The sequence below is a fragment of the Acinetobacter lwoffii genome (assembly GCF_024129735.1).
In the GTDB taxonomy this organism is placed as follows: Bacteria; Pseudomonadota; Gammaproteobacteria; order Pseudomonadales; family Moraxellaceae; genus Acinetobacter; species Acinetobacter lwoffii_H.
This window is the reverse complement of the sequence record NZ_JAMXXK010000031.1, coordinates 14,819-35,293: the sequence shown is the minus strand read 5'-3', so window position 1 is coordinate 35,293 and position 20,475 is coordinate 14,819. Positions and strand designations below refer to the sequence as shown.

General features: G+C 39.9%; 11 protein-coding genes and 1 pseudogene. 3 read left to right on the top strand and 9 right to left on the bottom strand.

Features of this window, described 5'->3' with window-relative positions; all coding sequences use genetic code 11:
• Positions 1-28 precede the first annotated feature (28 nt).
• The 6 genes from NI469_RS10070 to NI469_RS10045 form a co-directional block, all read right to left on the bottom strand.
• Entirely contained in the window at positions 29-2,710 is a 2,682-nt protein-coding gene (locus NI469_RS10070; protein WP_253175044.1) for a beta strand repeat-containing protein, read from the bottom strand.
• Between the two features lie 29 nt (positions 2,711-2,739).
• Positions 2,740-3,237, bottom strand: coding sequence for a hypothetical protein (locus NI469_RS10065; protein WP_151820571.1), 498 nt, complete (start codon positions 3,235-3,237; stop codon positions 2,740-2,742).
• Between the two features lie 228 nt (positions 3,238-3,465).
• Complete coding sequence (locus NI469_RS10060) at positions 3,466-7,449, bottom strand: prealbumin-like fold domain-containing protein (protein ID WP_253175042.1); 3,984 nt, start codon at positions 7,447-7,449, stop codon at positions 3,466-3,468.
• The gene (locus tag NI469_RS10055; RefSeq protein WP_032070398.1) at positions 7,436-10,081 is read right to left on the bottom strand and encodes an isopeptide-forming domain-containing fimbrial protein; all 2,646 of its coding nucleotides are present in this window, start codon (positions 10,079-10,081) and stop codon (positions 7,436-7,438) included. Before NI469_RS10055 ends, NI469_RS10060 begins: the two co-directional genes overlap by 14 nt.
• 19 nt (positions 10,082-10,100) lie before the next feature.
• Entirely contained in the window at positions 10,101-12,779 is a 2,679-nt protein-coding gene (locus NI469_RS10050) for a hypothetical protein (protein WP_253175047.1), read from the bottom strand.
• Between the two features lie 345 nt (positions 12,780-13,124).
• On the bottom strand, positions 13,125-13,889 hold the full coding sequence (locus NI469_RS10045; protein WP_253175041.1) for an IS5 family transposase: 765 nt from the start codon (positions 13,887-13,889) through the stop codon (positions 13,125-13,127).
• Between the two features lie 672 nt (positions 13,890-14,561).
• Here NI469_RS10045 and NI469_RS10040 point away from each other — a divergent pair.
• The 3 genes and pseudogenes from NI469_RS10040 to NI469_RS10030 all read left to right on the top strand — a co-directional run.
• The gene (locus NI469_RS10040; RefSeq protein ID WP_180039013.1) at positions 14,562-15,407 is read left to right on the top strand and encodes a class I SAM-dependent methyltransferase; all 846 of its coding nucleotides are present in this window, start codon (positions 14,562-14,564) and stop codon (positions 15,405-15,407) included.
• A gap of 15 nt (positions 15,408-15,422) precedes the next feature.
• Entirely contained in the window at positions 15,423-16,151 is a 729-nt protein-coding gene (locus NI469_RS10035) for an alpha-ketoglutarate-dependent dioxygenase AlkB family protein (RefSeq protein ID WP_180039012.1), read from the top strand.
• A gap of 179 nt (positions 16,152-16,330) precedes the next feature.
• Positions 16,331-16,517, top strand: a pseudogene (locus NI469_RS10030) (VF530 family DNA-binding protein); the annotation flags it as partial.
• 359 nt (positions 16,518-16,876) lie between these two features.
• On the opposite strand, the gene lldD reads toward NI469_RS10030, so the two are convergent.
• Genes lldD through lldP form a run of 3 tightly spaced genes read right to left on the bottom strand, consistent with a single transcriptional unit; the run spans position 16,877 to position 20,451 of the window.
• On the bottom strand, positions 16,877-18,022 hold the full coding sequence (gene lldD, locus NI469_RS10025; protein WP_114541435.1) for an FMN-dependent L-lactate dehydrogenase LldD: 1,146 nt from the start codon (positions 18,020-18,022) through the stop codon (positions 16,877-16,879).
• A gap of 3 nt (positions 18,023-18,025) precedes the next feature.
• Positions 18,026-18,769 (bottom strand): transcriptional regulator LldR, encoded by a 744-nt coding sequence (lldR, locus tag NI469_RS10020; RefSeq protein WP_180039011.1) that lies wholly within the window; start codon positions 18,767-18,769, stop codon positions 18,026-18,028.
• A gap of 17 nt (positions 18,770-18,786) precedes the next feature.
• A complete protein-coding gene (gene lldP / locus NI469_RS10015; RefSeq protein WP_044112454.1) occupies positions 18,787-20,451 on the bottom strand; it encodes an L-lactate permease in 1,665 nt (554 codons plus the stop codon).
• Positions 20,452-20,475: the final 24 nt, after the last annotated feature.

The following is a 20,475-nucleotide window of genomic DNA, read 5'->3' as shown; positions in this document are numbered from 1 at the left end:
TATTTTGATTACATCGGCTTGAACAAGCTTATGGGGTAAGTGGATTCACTTTAATCACAAACTCTAATTCAGCTTTTTTAGTTGCTTCTAAAGATGGCTGAGTTGCTGTAATCGTACCTGTACTACCATTACTAGAAATACCACCCAATGTTGCATCAGTTGCTTTTGGTGACACACCAGCAATTGCTGCTAAAGTCGTATATTGCGGTGTAGTATCGCTAATGACGACATTAGTGACGGTTGCATTACCCTCGTTTATTGCAGTAATACGGTATTTCACACACTCACCTGGTTTTGCGCTCACGGTGGTCTGTGCATACGTTCCACCTGTACCTGTTGTACAATTAACCACAGCCTGATCCTTAACCAAACGTACCTGACCTGCGGTCACTGTCGTTAGGTCAGTATTTTTCAATGGAACATGGCTAATTCCATTGTAATCAACTGGACTAAAGGTTAAGACCACTGGGTTTTGCGTATTCACAGTTGCATCGATTGGAGCCTGAACTTTTACAAGTAAGTTGACTGAACTGCCTTTAGCAATACCACCAGAGATCGTAAGAGCTGATCCTGTAACTAAAGTATCATTCGAATCAATCAAACCATCATTGTTGTTATCAATATATAAATTGGCTGTCCAATTCGGATTGCTACTGGTCAAGCTAAATGGTATACCTGCCGCAGTTTCACCCTCAACGAGGTTACTGTTGTTGGTTAAAGTGTGCTTATAAACAACCGTACCACCTGGTGCAACCTGACCAATACGGTCTTGATTCAATACCATCTTACGGTCTGATTGAACAGTCACTTTATCCGACATGGTATCGCTTAAGCTGGTTGCTGGCGATGTGACAGTAAAGAGTACTTCTTCATCTTTTGCGGTTGCCCCAGCTGATGGAGTCACCACTGCAACCAGTTTCACATTACTATTTTGGTTAATGTTACCTGTATTGGTGATTGGTGAACCTGTTGGTTTCCAATTAGCTGCATCTGTTGTGTCAGCAATATAGAACTTCACATCCCAACCTGCTGGTATGTTAGCAGTTAAGTTGTAGTTATCCGCATTGACCGTGCTCTTGTTATCCACTTGTAATGGGAATGTTGCGGGTTGACCTGGTAATACTGACTTGGTATCAATAAATTGCCCAGTATCCTTACCTGTAGCGCCTGATACTGTACCTGTTGAGTCCGTAACATCACCGTTATGTAAATCGACGGTTGCAGCTTTAACATTGTTAATCACCAAGTTCAGGGTATCGGTTTTGGTCGAATCAGACTTTGGTGAAGTGATTAAGGTTGCAGTCAGTGGCGTATTCCCTGAATAGGTTGCAGGCAAGGTAATTTTTGCAACCAACTCATAACTACCACCTTTTGCAATACTGCCTGTAGAAACAAATGGTGAAGCGCCATCTGCATTGTACAGAGTCACAATACCAGTACCTGTACCCCCACCTGGTAAATTTACAGTGATGTTGGTCGCAGAAACATTAAACTCCTGCGCAACATTACCTGTGTTATGGATAATGATCTTTTCAGTTACCGCGCCACCAAAGACAGCGACTTCTCCTTGGTTAATTTCATTAATGATAATCTGGTTATCTTTTGCTGTATTGCCAGCGACTGCTTCAGCATCAGAATAAGCATCACTTGCACTATCATTAATTGTACCTTTTGGTACTGCAATCACGTTTACATAATTCGTGTTGGATGGTTCTGAAGGATTTGTACCAATCTGAGAGTTTGCGGTGTTATCAATCGCTCCAACATCAGTGCCTTGTTTAACAACAGCTTGGAACGTTAAAGTCCCTTTGTTATTTGGGGCTAAAGATGAAATCGTTAAAGTTAAAGTATTCGATGCAGTATCAAATACATAACCATCTCCATCAGCAGCATCTGTTTGTGCTGTACCTAATAATTTGGCAGAACCTGGCTCATACTCTAACTTGGCATCTAATACGTCGGTAAGCTTCAAACCATTTGCTATACTATTCCCGATGTTTTGATACTCCAAGGTATAGGTGACAATACGATCAGCTTTTGTAGCTTTGGTTGCATCAATATTACTGACACTGGCTGATTTATTGACCTTAATGACAGCCCCATTGGTAATTTTTACTGTGTCAGTATTGGTCACAGTCAGGGCTGCACCCGCAAGCGTTGTATTGGTACTGGTCGCACCTACAATCCATTGACCTAATTTGTCTACAGCAGCCGTTGCATCGGTTGTACCCTGAACAATCAGGTTAACTGACTTACCTGCGTCCAAGGTGATACTGGTAATTGGTGTGGTACTATCAGGCGCACCATCACCATTGGCATCAAGATAGATCTTAAGACCTGTAAAGTCATAATCATCACCACCCGCTGCTGGTTTATTAGCAACATTATTTAGTGACAAGGTGAAGGTATCTGTAGCGTTACCTGTATTGGTTAAGGTATGCGATAAAGAGACCAATGAATTGTTGTTCGCTGTTGCGGTACGGTTCGCCTCCAACGTAAAACTTGCAACTGGCAATACTGTGGTGGTAACAATATTTGAAGATACAGTTTTAGAGTTACCCGTACTATCGGTATAGGTTGCAGATGCAACGTTACTGATATTTGTACCTGCTGCTGGCGCAGCGGCATGTGCAGATGAAACAAAAGCAGCGCTACCAGCAACCAATGCAATGGAAGCCGCTAGCTGTGTGAGTTGTAGACGATTTGACACTATTTTACCCCTTATACGTAAAATGCCAATTAATTACTTGTTTTTTCACTGTTTACGCGTGTTTGAGCAGAAACCGTCACAGACTTTCCAGCTGGAAGTTCCGCAATGGTCCAACGCAATGCACGATAATCTTTCAGTGGTACATTCACCATTTGATTACTCTCTTTGCGTTTTAAAGGCATTGGGGCAAAATGTGTACCATCAGTACTTGCTTCAGCATTTTCTGGCTGAGACTTTGCCAAAAATTGTGTTTCTACAGGTATCGGTAAAGTCGCAGCCAGATTCTTGATTTTCGCAGTGGTGTTATTGGTATAGGTTGCCCGATACTCAATCACATCATTGGGTTTTACCTTGGTCACCAGCTTTGAGGTTGGTTTCCCATCAGTGCCTGCACTGATCAGGAAAGTTTTGAGTTCTACTGAAACGGGCTCTTTTGTCGTTTTAGGCTCAGCGAATACACTTCCAGCCAAAACAAGAACCGCAGTACCAAGCAAACATTTCTTGTACATATTGTTCAAATACGCCATTCAATTATTCCTAGTCTTCTCTTTTATTTTTGAACAGTACATTTACCATCCAAAAAAACGTTAACCATTTTTTATAAAAGTATATCAATAATCAACAAATTTGTTTGATTTACTTCACACTTTTAAAAAAATATTGTATTACTTTCAGCCAAAGCAAATTCCATACCATCTTTCCTCACCAAAGCCCTTTGCACGTTTTTCAACCTACCGATCTGTGATAGGTTCTGTTTACTGACTAACACAAAATCTTAAAGTTCCTGTGGCTGATGGTTTTAGCAAACCTGTTAAAGTCCATTCAAGAACTTCTCCAGAACGTGTTGCATTACAAGTATTTCCACTTGGTGTTAGGCCGCAACTTAGACTGCCAAAATTAGTACCAGTTGGTAAACTATCTTTTACTTTGACATTCTGTAGGTTCTTCACACTATTATTTTTATAAGTGATCTCATACTCCAGATTTTGCTGTTTTGTGGCTTCGTTATTCACTAAAAAGCCTGAAGAATCAGATGGAGTTGAAGAACAACTGGTCACTGCACGTACTTTTTTTGTCAGTGTTAATCCTGCACTACCAATAAGTGTCACATCCTGACGTTGTTGGGTTTTCTGGTCTGTGAGGTTTAATGCACTCACAGCATAGCTTGCCTGTAGCGTTCCAATATGCTGTGCACCAGCAAAAATATTGGTCGGTGCAAATACACGTTGTACAAGACAGATATCAGTGTTTGGTTGCAACAACACAGTACCTGAGGCTGTTGGATCAAACACTGTTTCACCTGTATCAACGGTACCGTTACAGTTGGTGTCTTGGTAAACCAATGCCTGCCAAGGTTGATCATTGTTTGAGTTTGATTGGGTTTGTTCCAACTTTGTTACCCAAACAGGGGCCTGGGTACTTAAACGGTGTGGATAATCAGTCACTTCACCTGCGGTAATGGTATGTTGTCCATCTTCTGTTAGAAGTACATTGAGTTTAACATCGGCAAAGTTATTGTTTGGATAGCTGGTCGCACTTGTGTTTGCTACCGTTATACTATCGGCACTGACAGAAATATATTCAGGTAAATTCTGCTGAACAATACAAAATGATGATGGTAATAAGCTTTGTTCAATTGAGAAAGCATAATCACCATTTGCACTTGTCACTGTTGAAGCTAATTGTGTAGTACTACAGTTATTCAAACGAATTGTACTATTTGCAATCCCAACTTCACCTGCATCTTGTATGCCATTATATGCTTTACTCACATCCAGCGTTGTTCCGCTATTATCAACAAATACTCGTCCACTAATATCAACGTAAATAAGCTTAGTATTGGTAAATGTACAGGTAATATTGGCACCTTCTTTTATGCGAACAGCGGGAATCGTCACAATATTATTTACACGCGTCCAAAAAGTACCTGTATTACCTGTTACACCGCTATTTGCATCTACACAACTAACACCTGATAAAACATATCCAGCTAAAGCACTTTCTGTAAAAGAAACATCTGTATTCAACGTTTGCGCCCAAAGCTGTTGTGCAGAGGTTGCTGTGGTTCCTGCTGTCACCGTAGTTACAGAATCCGTGGTAACTGCTGTTGTACTATTTACAAGATTGCTAAGATTAATATAGTTAAATGTACCCGTGCCATTCACAGAGTTTTTAGCAATCTTAATTTTTGCACCATCAATAATATTGATACTTGCAGGGACCCCACTCGTAGTTACATTGTCATAGTTTGCAGTTGAACAACTACCACTAAGCGATAAACCAATCGGTCCATAACCACCTGCCGAATTTTCCGCATCGAGACCAGACGGATTATAACTATTACGATTGACGATACGATAACTGATTCGATGATAACCAGCACTTAACGGTGAGTTTGTGGTTACAGTCACACCACCCGCCGCCCATCCATTCGTACTAGCCACGATATTACCATCCACCATAATATATGCGCCATCATCCACGCCAACACTCGTATTTCCAATACAAACTGTTAATGTTTGCGAACTCGGAATATAAATCCCTGTGGTAAATTCCCAAGCACGGCGGTTATCGGCAGTCTGCATTGTAGGGAGTGATACCGTTCTTTCAGCAGCTGCCCCCATATTGCCAATAATGCGTTGGATCATGGGTGCAGCGGTGCTGCTGGATGCCAAATAAACTGAGTCGCCGAGTGCTGGCCCACCATAGGAAAGATAAGCACCCGTCGGGCTAGCTTGGCTTGAAGGCCAAGCTGCTGCAAGTGAACTTCCCTGATTTACATTACTGCCTACAGGCGTACTTCCCCCAGTTCCTTCATAACCCACCCAAAAGGCACCATTGGTTGTTGACTCATTTTCCTGGTTGCTACCCCAAACTTTATACAGTGTTTCGCCTGCGCCACTACCTGGGTTAAATTCGTCACTAGATACTTTCACTGTTGCTTGTTGGGCAGTTCCCAAGGCTGAGTTACTGGCTGTACTGTAGGTCACAGATAGCTGTTTGGTTGCTCCATTTGGCATATTCCCCAGATTACAATTCCAGTTACTTCCACTTAATGTACAGGCGGAACCGCCGACAACACTTACAGAACTGACGCTAACTCCTGTTTGTGGTGCCTCAACATAGACCGCTTTAGCATTGGTTGCACTATCTGGCCCTTCATTTTTAATATTGATAGTCTGTGTGCCTACTCTTCCCCTTGTAATTGTTGGTAAATCTGGGCTTACAGAAAAACGAGCTTCCTTAACCGCTGGATCAGGTGTCGGGGCTACAATGATCGCATTGACTGAACTACTGACAGGTGTATTCGATGAGGTCGACTCAATCGTTGCTGTATTGGTTAACGTACCTGCTGCGGTTGCTGTACCCTGAATCGTGATTATACAGGTTGCAGTTGTTGCTCCCGTAAATAGCCCAGAGACTTTCCAGCCTGCGGTATTATCGCCTGTTAATGTAGGAGTACAGGAGGTAGTAACAGGGCTTGAACCTCCTGTACCTTGTGTCGTAGCTGGTGTTCCGACAATAGAAACATTTTTTAAACTGATTGGGAGTGTGTCATTAAAAGGTAAATTTACAACTGTCCCACCCAATGTTGCACCTGATGGTGTATTGTTGGTAATTTTCAATTGATATTGCATTAATGAACCGAGAGGCACATTGTTCAACTGAGTTGATACAAATGTACCTGTGTTGCCTACACGTTGAGCTTTAACTAGAGCAATATCACTATCAGCATCCATACTAGACATTCCGAAAAAGAAAGAATCTCCACCAGATGAACTATATTGAAAATTACTATATCCATCCCCACGGACATAAATATCAAAATTTAATTCAACAATTCCTTTTCCCTTAATATAAACACTGCCACTTGATCCACCTGTATTCAAAGCCGTTTCAGTTGATAATGCTGTAATTCGAGTTGCAGTATTTATAATATCATTACCATTCACTGCAAAGTTTTTATTCCCTGCAATACGTTGCAATGTTACTGGAACATTACCACCAGTAAAAGTAAATTCCGCAGCGAAACCTAAATTTGAACTCGTAGCAGATGAGGCACCTGCCCCCATTCCTGATGCTTGCAAAATAGGATTATTTACAGGACGGTTGAAGTTCACCTTAATTGAACCAACTTTTATTCGACTATTGCGAGCGCCTGAAATAGTAGCCAATGTTGTTGTCATTGCTGATAGTGCAACCCCTTGATTGGCAGTGGCATCAATACCACCATTCACACTTAGACAAGCGACCTTGTCCATACCATTACTACAGTTAGTAGGGGCATTTTGCAAGGAAGCTGCGAACATATTACTTTGACCACTACCAATACTATTTAAAGGTCGAAGAATATCTGTCTTAAAACCGCTAGTGGCTGTATCAGCCCCCATTGTCAAGTCATATTGATTCGTTTGCTCCGGGGTAGTCGGGTAAGTAGCATTTTTATAAAGTGAGGTAAGTGTATAGGTTACTGTTGTCGTTGGACTATAAGTTGTTGCAACATTATCAGTTGGGTTATTTGTATTTAACATAAAAGTATGCGTTACATTTTGTGCAGGTCCTTGCCCTGAACCTGAGTTTCCAAAAATCTCAATGGTTGGTGGAGCAGCTAATACAGCTTGACTACACATCAAACAAGTTAAGATAAACAAAACCAAAGTATATATATAACTAACTTTATGATTCATCATGCTGTAATTAGAGGTATTCTTTTTCATTTTTTGCTTACTGACCCACATAGCGCACCCCGAAATTAAATTCGTAACTTTGGTTTGCAGCCACACTATTTAATGTTCCTGAAACCGCGCCAGCATTACCAACTGTAGGAGCCGTCATACTACTACATGATGTGCAGATAGGCGATTGAGATAAAACTGTATAGGCAGGCGTCATGTCTCTAAAGGTAAATGCAGTACTCATAGTAGTAGCACCTGAATTATTTAAAATAACCTTGTATAAGACACATTGGCCTTGACCATTGCTTTGCTTACCAATAGTTAAAGTATTTGTTGTGTATGTTTCATCAGCTGTACCATCACAATCCAAATCTCGTGCCTGCAATTTTGTCAGGGTTAATTGTGACTGCTTGACTGTGGTCACATCTTTAATAGAAGCAATAACCTGATTGCTACTATCTGTTAAGTTCACAACTGTTGTATTCGCCTGATTGACATTGTTATTTACAACATTCGTGACCTGTAGTAGCAGTTGAATTTGCCCATGAGCTAACACCTTGCCACCTGGTAAGTCCGCCAATGTACGAATATTTAAATCCCCACTGCTGAACTTGCCATCCCCATCGACATCCAGAAATAGTACACTGTTAAAGCTAGACTCACTATTGTTGATGATAAAACCATAGCTCCCCGTAAAGTCTGTAGCAGCAGGGTTGGTCAGTAAATGACGATAGACCACTGTGCCCAATGGTGCAACCTGAGCATGTAAATCTGGTGTAAATTCCAATTGGGGTACGGAATTGACACTTTGAATCGTTACAGCATTTTTAATCATGTCCTGAGCAGGGTTATCCTTACCAACAAAGCTGGTTGAGATCACACGGAAATAAATTGGTACAGTCACGTCTTTATTGACTTTATCCACTTCAACAACCGCACAGACCAGTTGGGTTTCCGCATTATTTAAATAAATCGTCTTACCAATTTCATTACCCAACCCACTACAGTTTGTACCATTTGTGGATGCATAAAAACGCACACGGTTTACGCCTGCGGGTAAAGTCAGGCTAGAAAAATCACTGCTGGCATTTGCACTGAGCAAATACTCTGTTCCAACACCTGTATGTTTCACTGTTAATGGAAAAATTACCTGTCCGCCAGTCACAGCATTATCACTGGATTTTACTGTTATGGTTTTCCATGCAGCGCCACTATTATCAACCGCACCATTACCCAGCCCCGTATTATCAGCATTGGTTAAATCCACCAATTGTGAAACAGGAGTTAAAGTGCCCTGATCCTTAATCGTGCTGGTTTTACCACCATCACCCACAGACTGTGCTTGTGGTGTAACTTCAAAAACTGTATTTGTGGTTACCGTATAACTACTTGGGAAACGAACTTTTACCACAACAGGGATATTGGTATTGGCTGCCAATAATCCCGTATCAGGAATACCATCACCATTACTGTCTAATAATGGTGTCACACCATCCGCACGATACAACTCAATTTGACTACCTGCTGGAAATGTACTGTTAGTTAAAGTGAGGTTAAAACGATCTGTGGTATTCCCTATATTCCAGACATAGTTGGTAAATTTAAGTTCACCACCCTGGGGAACCGCACTGGCCGTAATGGTATTGGTATTATCACTGACGTTGCTTGCACTACCATTCATTTTGACAGCATAGACTGGAGCAACATTTACAACTGCTGTATTACTTGTGTCTGTCGTTGGCCCTGTTACATTAATGACGTTCTCAATTTTCCCTGCAATGCTTTTATTAATTTTTACATTAAATTCGATATAGCCAATCGTATTCGCTGGAATATTGGTTAGGGTTGCGGTAACAACATTCGAGGTGACACTATAATTAATTCCTGTTGGATCGGCTGTTCCCCCCACTGCATCATATACAGTTACGCCATTCCATTTACCAGTATTTACTTCATAGGTTAAATTGCTTCCTAACGTGTCAGTCAAGGTTGCCGTTGGTACAATTGTGTTTGTTGGATTTTGATAATCCAGACGTATGGTGACCACATCACCATTTGCAGCAGTGATTTGAGAGAATTTTTTACGCACCACCAGAGTTGACTGGTCAGTTACAGTTGCCTTGTCAACATTGCTATTTGTTCCACTCGCGCCATTCGCAGATGTCACCATCAAAGTTAAATTTGCAACTTTTCCTGTGGTAATCGTATTCGGTATGCTTGCTGCAACAATTAGTCCAACTGACTGACCTGCACCCAATGTATAACCTGTAATCGCTGATCCATCGGGAATACCATCATTATTGGCATCCAGATAAACCATCAGGCTACTATTCACAAAATCAAAATCATCACCAGTGGGATTATTGCTTACAGTGAAAGTATATTGATCTGTCTCATTACTGGTGTTGGTTAAGATATGGTTAAAATAAACTGCCTGTCCCGCCACTACTGTTTTGTTATTGGCTGCCACCAAATTTAATGAGTACACAGGCAAAATCGTGGTTTGGACAAGATTTGAACGCGCCACCTGTACAACCGTTGAGCCCTCTTCGCTATATTCACCAACTGCCATGTTACTGATGATCGAGTTGGTTGCAGCCCAGGCCGATTGCTGGACCATCAACACGCACAGCAAGGTCAAGACCCAATTAAACAGTTTTGGGCGGTTATTATTTAGTGTATTGATCATCTTCATGCTCTAATATCCGCTCTGTTTATGGGCTTACCCGAATAGAAAAGTACATGGAAGCCTGACCTTGTGGTGTAAGCGATCCCACACTGCCTGCAATTTGATCGTTATTTACAGCGATTGTGCCTTGACTAATAGATGGTGGTAAACCACTACGTAATTGGCTGTAAGCAGGCACAATATCATTAATCACAATATTACTAGCTGGGGTGGCGCCCTCATTTTTAATGGTTAAACGATAGCTCACACATTGATTTGGTTTTACTTGAAGTGGTGTGCTTCCGTAGGTTGCACTGCTTACCGTAGCTAAAGTTAAGGCACAGTTTTCATCTTTCGCCTGCTCTTTGGTCAAACGTAACTGGGTTGGATCTACCGTGGTCAAGTCAGTGTTTTGTAAATCATCCAAGGTCAGCCCCTGAATGGTATTGTTTGCTTTCACCACAATATTCGCCACACTAGACATACCATTGGTTGCCGTTGTTGGTGCCTGGACTTTTAAGAGAAGTTGAATTGAAGCTTGCGGCGCTAAACCACCTGTAATGATGGATAAATCATTAATCATTGGATCAGTCGCATCAATCACGCCATTATTATTGGCATCATGATACAAAGTATAAGTAAAGGTATCATTTGGGTTTTGCGGAATAACACTAAACGTGATCTGGCCTACTGCATTCCCCTCAACCACAGTTCCTGTATTCTTTAAGGTATGTAGATAGACAACTGTGCCACCAATATTGACCCGACCCTGCCGATCATTTGCCAGTGTCATTTGTCTCTGGATAATATCAACTTGGTCCTTAATACTATCCGCCTGTGCATTCATTGGGGATTTTATCGCAAACCAAATAGGAAGATTAGCCAAGTCTGTATTAGTGGGAACAGTGACAACAGCACAATATTTTTTGGTTGCACCCGCTGCTACATTGCCAGTACTGCTGATTACATTTCCTAGGCTTTGGCAATCATCACTCGTATCATAGAATTTCACTATCCACTGGGCAGGCAAACTGGTACTGATATTATTGACATCAATTTCAGCAACCGAAGCATATAAATTATAGCTATTCGTTACCGTACTCTTATTCTCTACAACCAAAGGAAATACGGCTGTTCCACCCCTAACTGCTGATTTATTTACCCATGCCTGTCCACCAGGTGATGTAACAGCACCTATACCAGTTCCTGAACTATCATTATTGTACAAGTCACTAGAACCTGCGGTATTGGTATTGTTTAATCGATTACGAGTACTATTGGTAATTGCTGTATCTGTAACTGAAGTTGCCTTAACATCAAAATCTAGTATTTCATTAGTCGCTGTAACACAATTGGCAGGGAAATAAACACCAAGCACAATTTTTTTCGATGCGCCTGCTGCCATCGAACCTGTATCAATAATACCGTCAGCATTACTATCTGTCAGTAAAGTACGCCCATCGGACTGGTATAAGCGTGTGACTGCACAACTTGGGACATTTGCACTTTTTGTAATGTTTAAATTATAGCTGTCTGTCGCCTGTCCTGTATTCCAAACATAATTATCAAACTGGATTTCTTTGGCTGCACCAGTAAATGTGTTTGATTTGGTGAGCAAGTCATTCGTTACTCCATCAGTATTTCCAACAGAAGAGTTATTCAGTATCACCCCTAAGGTTTGCTGAACTGTAAAAATAACGGTATTGGTTGATGTATCTTTTAACAAGGTAGTTGTATTATTTTTATACTGTTTATAGTTAGCAGTGTTATTGATTTTTTCCGCTGCATTCGGATTAACTTTTACCTTAAAACTAAATGTACCTTTGCTTAACGCAGTAATGCCTGTGAGTTTAAATTCCACCTCACCACCCGCATATTTATAGTTCATAACTGACTCAGCAGTACTGCCTGCTTCATTGTCATTATCTACATCTGTTAATGTACTTGCGCCATTATTCCAAATAGCTGTTCCAGCTTGGTAACTTACACTGCTCGGCAAAGTATCACGGACAAATAGTTGACCTAGTGCAGTCCCCGTATTGTTATAGGTAAATGTATAGGTAACTTCTGTGCCTGTTTTACCTGTACTGATATTTTGAGATTTTGTGACCTGAATAACCGCATCATCAACCACTTTTGCAACATCTGAGACAGTGGCAGACACATTACCTGAATCAAGTTGACTGGTTGAAGTTAAAGTAAAGTTTGCAACGTGACCTGCGCTAATGCTGTTGACTGGAATACTTCCCACCACAACCACAGCCACAGACTCACCTGCTTCTAAATTCAGAATTGCATTATTGAGTAAATTATTATTGTCATCAGGCTCACCATTTTGATCCCGATCCGCATAAACTGCGATATTTTCTAGATCAAACTGGTCATTTGTAAGTTGATTCAGTGTAATTTTATAGCTATCAGCAATATTTCCCGTATTGGTGAGTACATGAGGAAAATTGAGTTTACTGCCAATAGTTCCGATATTCTGCTGATTGCTTTGCAGGCTCAATGAGTAAATAGGCTGAACTGTGAGGATAACGGGATTGGAGTTGATGACTTGCAAGTTGCCTTGCTCATCATAAAAGTCACCACTCGCTATGTTAGTAATGCTACTTCCCGCCTTGGGTTGAGCAAAAACCACAGGGCTACAAGTAAAAATAAATAAACTAAGACAGCAGGCAAAAGAAACTCGTGAAATAACACTTCCCTTGAATCGACTTACCATATCCAATAACCCACTAAAATCATAAAAATAAATTCTTGTTGATGATTTTTTAACCAAAATACTACAAAAAGCCAACTTTTCATACAAAAATGTAGCAAGTCTATTGGTTTTTATCAAAAAAACCAACCAACACTCACTTAATTTTAAATCAGAGACCAAAAACACACTATTTATTATTAAATTTCGATTTTAAGTTAAAATTTAGAAGAATCCTATCACAATAAAAGCAAATATTTTATCTCTTTCAACACAGAAAATGACCTAGACGAATACTGTCAGTTTGAAGCATAAATAAACATTCACTGCATAAAAATGTCATATCAATCATTAGGGTCTGTTGACATTTCAAGTATAGAATTTACGCGATAAAGGTAGCCAAATAAATATACAAGCTAATGCAACTGCCCCCTCATAGCTACACTTTAGCTTATCATATCGTGTTGCTATTCCTCTGAACTGGTTTAACCTACAAAATGCATTCTCAACTAAGTGTCTGATTTTATATAAATACCAATCCATATGATCATTATTTGACTGAGTATTTGATTTTCTTGGAATATTCGCTTTAGTTTTTTTCACAGATATTTGTTCTCTTAATGATTCAGAGTCATATCCTTTGTCTGCACAACATACTTCCGTTTCACTCAAATCAAGTTTTTCAATCATTTTGGGAGCAATCTTGACATCATGTATCGTTCCATCGGAGATAATAATTTCGATTGGATTACCATCCGCATCAACAGCTAAGTGTATTTTAGAACTACTTCCACCAATGCTTTTAGAAATATCCTGATCTTTTATTCCAGCAGAATGTTGGTGTGCCCGAACATGACTAGCATCAATAAAAACCCATTCCATATCAGCATTTGAAGAAATTAATTTAAATATTTTCATTAACTTATCATTTTTACACCAACGATTATATTTTTTAAAGATTGAGTTATACGAACCAAATTCTTTAAGCAAATCACGCCATGGGCAGCCTGTTCTTATTCTATAAAGTATTGCTTCGACAAAATTTCTCAAATTAGATTTGGAATAGATATCAAAATTTCGGAAAATAGAAAGTAACTTAGACCAGTGTTGATCATTCAGCATTGTACGAGGCATAGCGAGAAGTAAATTTGGTTTGGCGATTAAATTTTACTTTCTCGCTATTTTTTTGAACAGAAAATGTCAACAGGCCCTAGTTAAAATTAAGAACAATTCGTCTGAACAGACTTCCCTGCTGATAAGGGATTAAGACACTCCAATCTTTGTTGAAGTTTGATTTTGCGAATGTCTGAACAGACTTCCCTGCTGATAAGGGATTAAGACTTAAGCGTATCAGCCGTATCGCTGATCTCTGCAAGTCTGAACAGACTTCCCTGCTGATAATGGGTGAGCTTGGAATAAATTGAGCAACGCTCAATCCAAGCGCAAGACTATTTGACTCTAGGTCGTATTTTTGGACTTCCCTGCTGATAAGGGATTAAGACACTAGACCTGCCTCAGCTAGTATTGAGCGAATCGTCTGAACAGACTTCCTGAGCCTTTCTGAGAAACACTGTTTCGAAGAAGGCGTAAAATAAGGGATTAAGAGGTTTTGAAAAAGTAGAATTTCTACTTTCTCGTATATCTGATAGGATTTTCCTGCTGATAATGGCAATTTTTTTACATACAAATCAAAATTTTAGGCCTGAATAAAGCACTTATATCAAAAATTATCGTAAGCTTATGAAAAATATATAAAAGAATATTCCATCATAAAGTACATCCAAGTTTTATATATTTGGATGATTCATGAACGCATTATTACAATACAAAGATAAAATAGAAGAGCAGTTTTTAAGCTCTATTGACTCAACCGACTTTAAAGAAATTTGCCAAGGTAATATTGAGTTTTTCAAACATTATTTACAAGCAAATTTTAACTATTCAGCTTTTTGCAATCGTACTGCTCGTGCTAAAAATCCACTTCAGCAATTTGATGATCTCACTTCATATATGGCACTGTATGGCTTAGCCCATTATCAACGAATGCGAACGATTATTGACTATGTCCAAGTGATGCCACATTTTAAAATTACACAGCCAATTGAAGCCTGTGTAATTGACTATGGCTGTGGACAAGGCATTGCTTCTCTAGCTTTTATAGATCATCTAATTGAGTCAAAACTTCAAATTAAATGTTTGAAACTGGTCCTGATTGAACCCTCTGCTCATGCTTTAAAACGTGCTATTTATTGGATTGAAAAAAAAGCTAAAGCAGCAGAAATAAATATAGAAGTGATCGCTTTAGCCTGTACATTTGATGAATTAGAGCCTGACTACCTAGCATCAAATATCAAACAATATCCATGCTTTCATTTGTTTAATAACATTCTAGATATGTATAGCGCTGGCATATTTAGCTTATCAAAGCTCACACAACTCATTAAAATGCAGCCCAATGAAAATTTTATATTTGCCGTCAGCCCTGATTTTTCTTCAGGCAACCGTGGCTTTGATGCTTTACATGAATTGACCCGCCCGAATACGATTTATTTAAATACAACTGGCACAATTGAAGTTGAAGAATATCGCTATACATCACAAAAGACTTCCATGCGTAAAGCACCTGTTCGTGTCTATGCTGCGAAACTATAAAATAGGAATCTAATCATGATAGAAGATCTTTTCGCATCAGAGACAACTTGTTTTGGCACCAAACAATATGCAAGTCAACCTACAGCTTGTGGTAGGGGTTTTGAAATTAAAATCCCTTATGGTAGCTTAATTTATATACCCAAATTCATTGAGAAAAAAATAGCTGATCGCACTTTGGCTGTATTCTTTGAAAATGATCATTACGATTGGGAAAATACGAATTGGCATGATGTTGATAATATTAACGAACTTAAATGGACAAATATTGCTTGGCAACAAGATACTGTAAAACTCTACGGTAAAAAACATGAATTACCACGTGTATCAGCTTGGTATGGTGATACAGGGAAGAGCTATAAATATTCAGGGATCTTACTTCACCCTCATCCTTGGAATGCGGCATTGCTTTGGATGAGAGAGCAACTTTCTACAATCAACGATACTCCTTTTAACAGTGTTTTACTGAATTGGTATCGAAGTGGACAAGATCATATTTCATGGCATACAGATGCTGAACCTGAGTTAGGTGAAAACCCCACTATCGCCTCATTAAACTTCGGAGAAGCTCGTCGCTTTTTACTCAGACGTAATGATGACCATGCTGATAAAATTGAAATTAATTTAGGTCATGGTGACCTTTTAATTATGCAGGGTGAAATACAACATTTTTGGCAACATAGCGTACCTAAGCAGACAAAGATTAAACATGGAAGATTAAATATGACTTTTCGTGAAATAATCTAACGAATTTTCAATTCTCTCAAAGTAATGTACAGGGTAAGCAACCAATCACTCAGGCTTTCCCTTTATGATTATCACAAATACTCAAAGCGAGTTTTTCCTACCTGACCTAGGTCATAATTGCTTCCTTTGCCAAATACGATTGATCCAATGAGCCACTCCACGGCAAAAAACTTGCTGACATTTTGGATGAATTATTGGACTACGATGATGGCTTTGAAGGCTTAAGTCACAAAATTGAATAGCTATTTTTGCATAGACCCAAGTGTTAAATCATCATTACGATTCTTGCGTACCACACCATGGGCACGTGAAAAAGTAGAAAGCTTATATTTGTTCGTCTTACGTCAAAAGGCCAAACAGAAAACCGTAGCCTCAGGCAACACCCCTCTCATCATAAAATTATACCAGTCAGTAAAATACTCTTAGATTGAGCATATGTATGTTGGTTATTATTGTTGATTATCACAATAAATTAGTGACCAAAAATAAAAGTACCCCACCCCACCTTAAATTACGTCACACAAAATAAAAACTCTATATTGCTGATATATATAGAGTTTATTAACGCACCAATTATGTTATTTAGTGTATTTTATGTCGGTGACTCTTACCAAGGTTGGTTTTTTTTTCAAAAGGAAGCTTTGTTTACCCAAATTATTCAGATAAAAATCTCTTTTTTCAAAGGAAAGTTGGCAAAGCCTTAGTAATGTGAGTAATTAAATCGCTTACTCTTTCTCTAGCTTGACCAGGCAATCCGATGTAATATCTGCAATGGTTCTTGCACCAGTCAATGTCATTGCCACACGCATTTCTTTCTCAATCAAATCTAGTAAATTACTTACCCCAGAACCGCCGGCAGCACCAAGTGCGTATACAAATGCACGACCAAGCATGCAAATATCTGCACCCATAGCCAACATACGTACCACATCAAGACCGTTACGAATCCCTGAATCTGCTAAAATTTTGATGTCACCTTTGACCGCACTTGCAATTGAAGGAAGCGCACGAGCAGAAGACAAAACACCATCAAGCTGACGACCACCGTGATTGGAGACCACAATTCCATCTGCTCCGAAACGTACCGCATCCTTGGCATCCTCAGGATCTAAAATCCCCTTAATAACCATGGGACCCTCCCAATAATCACGAATCCACTCAAGATCTTTCCAAGAAATTGAAGGGTCAAAGTTACTTCCCAGCCAACCGATATAATCTTCCAGACCTGTCGGCTTACCTAAATATTTCGAAATGTTACCCAAATCATGCGGACGACCCAATAAACCGACATTCCAAGCCCAGTGTGGGTGCATACACGATTGCATATAACGACGTATTGCAGCATTTTTACCACTCATTCCTGAATGTGCATCACGATAACGCGCACCTGGAACAGGCATATCGACTGTGAATACTAAGGTAGAACAGCCTGCGGCTTTAGCACGTTCCAAGGCATTTTTCATAAAACCACGGTCACGTAGTACATACAGTTGAAACCACATCGGACGTTGAATCGCAGGTGCCACTTCTTCAATTGGACAAACTGAAACTGTTGATAAGGTAAATGGAATGCCCTTTTTATCTGCGGCAACCGCGGCTTGAACTTCACCACGACGCGCATACATACCCGTTAGACCTACAGGTGACAATGCCACTGGCAACGCCAAATTTTCACCAAACAATTGCGTTTCTAAGCTCAGCTCAGACATGTCATTTAACACACGTTGACGTAAAGCGATTTTTGATAAATCGTCTACATTACGCTTTAAAGTATATTCCGCATAGGCACCACCATCGATGTATTCAAATAAAAATGGCGGTAAACGACGTTTCGCAGCTTCACGATAGTCATTTGCAGAAGAAATAATCATAACTTATGTCCTATTTAATCGACTCGAACGTTGACGACGAGCTTCTTCTTCATCGATCATACGTACGCGTTGAACAACAAATTCAATATGCCCACAAGCTGCCTTACGTGCAGTCTCTGAGTCTTGACGTTCAATTGCATCCATCACTTCAAAGTGCTGGTCATGCAATTGTTCAAAATGTTGTGGTGTAGTGTAGACTTTACGTCGCCCTAACATCACGTTGTCTTGCAATAAATCAAACAAACTACGCATCATTTGGATCAGCACTAGATTGTGGGATGCTTCTGCAATCGCCAGATGAAACTTCGCATCCGCTATTGCTGCGTGTGCATCATCACCTAAGGCCTGAAAATGGCTAATCTGCTCAAAACACTGACGAATATTGATCAAATCACTGGGTGTGGCACGTTGTGCGGCATACCACGCTGTACCACCTTCAAGCACCATACGAGCTTCTTGTACATCAAAACGATATTCAGGATCTTGATCCATCAAACCGGATAATGGCTCAACGATTTGATGCTGTGACCAATGTGCAGGCAACTGCTTTAAATAGTTGCCTGCACCCGCTTTGCTCTGAATAATCCCTGCGGTAATTAGCTGTTGAATCGCCTCACGTAAAGAGCTACGAGACACACCCAATTGTTCACAGAGTTGGCGTTCGGCAGGCAATCGCTCTCCGACTTGCACATTATTTTTTTCAATCAATAGACGTAACCGCTGTACTACTTTATCGGAGACTTTCATTTTTTTCCTTGACCCGTTTACGGAATCATCCACGGGAAAACATAAGCTTGTAAGGTCACAATAATACCAATCATCACCGTAAAGATAATGCTGTGTTTTACTGTAAATCTAAATAAATCAGATTCTTTACCAACTAAGCCCACTGCCGCACAAGCAATCGCAATTGATTGAGGAGAAATCATCTTACCTGTTACTCCACCACTGGTATTGGCAGCAACTAACAAGACTTCAGGCACACCGATTTGCTGTGCTGTAGTTGCTTGTAACGCTGAAAACAATGCGTTAGCTGAAGTATCTGAACCTGTAAGAAACACTCCAACCCAACCCAAGAATGGTGAGAAGAAGGTGAAAGCCTGACCCGTATGTGCCAGTGCTAAAGCAAGCGTTGCTGACAGACCTGAATAGTTTGCAATGAACGCAAAAGCCAGTACCATACCAATCGAATAAATTGGGGTTTTTAGTTCATTCACGGTTTCAAAGAATGTCGAAACTGCCTCTTTAGGTTTCATGTTTAAATAAATAATCGTGATCAATGCCGCCAATATAATCGCCGTACCCGTTGCTGATAACCAATCAAACTTATAAATCGCATCATAATCTTTAATTTCAGGCACGACAGGTGGTAGCTTTTGAATCAATTGATGCAAATACGGCACTTTAACTGAAACTACTAAATCACTTAATGGGCCGTCCTTAACAAATAAATCTTTAAAAGGTTTGATGCTCCAGATCGTCACCATTGCTGTAAGTATCAGAAATGGAGACCAGGCTTTGGCTATCTGTGCCACACTATATTGTTTACGAGCTTGCTTGATAATAGTTTCATCTACCTGTATATTTTTATCCTCAAAAAGAAAAATATGTTTTGGTTTCCAATACTTAAGTAAGATAGTTAAACTGATTAATGATGCAATTGCAGCAGTGATATCGGGTAACTCAGGCCCAACAAAATTTGATGTTAGATATTGCGCTAAAGAAAAAGATAAGCTGGCAACTAAAATAGCAGGCCAAGTTTCTTTAACCCCACGCCAACCATCCATGATTGCCATGATCCAGATCAATACAATTGGCACCATAAAGGGTAACTGACGACCAACCATTTGACTGATTTCCATGGTGTCAACACCTGAAACCTGCCCAGCGACAATGATCGGAATTCCCATTGCACCAAAAGCAACAGGTGCAGTATTAACTATCAGACATAGCCCAGCCGCATATAAAGGCTTAAAGCCGAGTCCCACCAACAGTGCCGCAGTAATTGCGACGGGCGCACCAAAACCTGCCGCACCTTCTAAAAACGTACCAAAAGCAAACCCAACTAATAGCATTTGCAAACGTTGATCTTCTGTAATTGACAGAATAGACGAACGAATAACATCAAACTGTCCTGTTTTTACTGAAATCTTATATATAAAAACTGCACCGATAATAATCCATGCAATTGGCCACAGGCCGTAGAAGAATCCATAGACCATTGATGCTAATGCCATTCCAATTGGCATTTTGTATAAAAATAATGAGACCAGAAAGGCTAAAAAGACGGTAATTGTAGCGGCTACACTACCCTTCATGCGAAAAATAGCTAACGCTAAAAAAAAGAAAATAATTGGAACTAGCGCAATAGCACTCGAAATCCAGATATTGCCTATAGGATCATAAATTTGTTGCCACTGTTGAAGCATTGTCTACTCCTTGAAATGCTTAAC

Coding starts and splice junctions, on each gene's coding strand:
- NI469_RS10065 (WP_151820571.1), bottom strand. CDS start 3,237: ATGGCGTATTTGAACAATATGTACAAGAAATGTTTGCTTGGTACTGCG.
- NI469_RS10060 (WP_253175042.1), bottom strand. CDS start 7,449: ATGTGGGTCAGTAAGCAAAAAATGAAAAAGAATACCTCTAATTACAGC.
- NI469_RS10055 (WP_032070398.1), bottom strand. CDS start 10,081: ATGAAGATGATCAATACACTAAATAATAACCGCCCAAAACTGTTTAAT.
- NI469_RS10050 (WP_253175047.1), bottom strand. CDS start 12,779: ATGGTAAGTCGATTCAAGGGAAGTGTTATTTCACGAGTTTCTTTTGCC.
- NI469_RS10045 (WP_253175041.1), bottom strand. CDS start 13,889: ATGCCTCGTACAATGCTGAATGATCAACACTGGTCTAAGTTACTTTCT.
- NI469_RS10040 (WP_180039013.1), top strand. CDS start 14,562: ATGAACGCATTATTACAATACAAAGATAAAATAGAAGAGCAGTTTTTA.
- NI469_RS10035 (WP_180039012.1), top strand. CDS start 15,423: ATGATAGAAGATCTTTTCGCATCAGAGACAACTTGTTTTGGCACCAAA.
- lldD (WP_114541435.1), bottom strand. CDS start 18,022: ATGATTATTTCTTCTGCAAATGACTATCGTGAAGCTGCGAAACGTCGT.
- lldR (WP_180039011.1), bottom strand. CDS start 18,769: ATGAAAGTCTCCGATAAAGTAGTACAGCGGTTACGTCTATTGATTGAA.
- lldP (WP_044112454.1), bottom strand. CDS start 20,451: ATGCTTCAACAGTGGCAACAAATTTATGATCCTATAGGCAATATCTGG.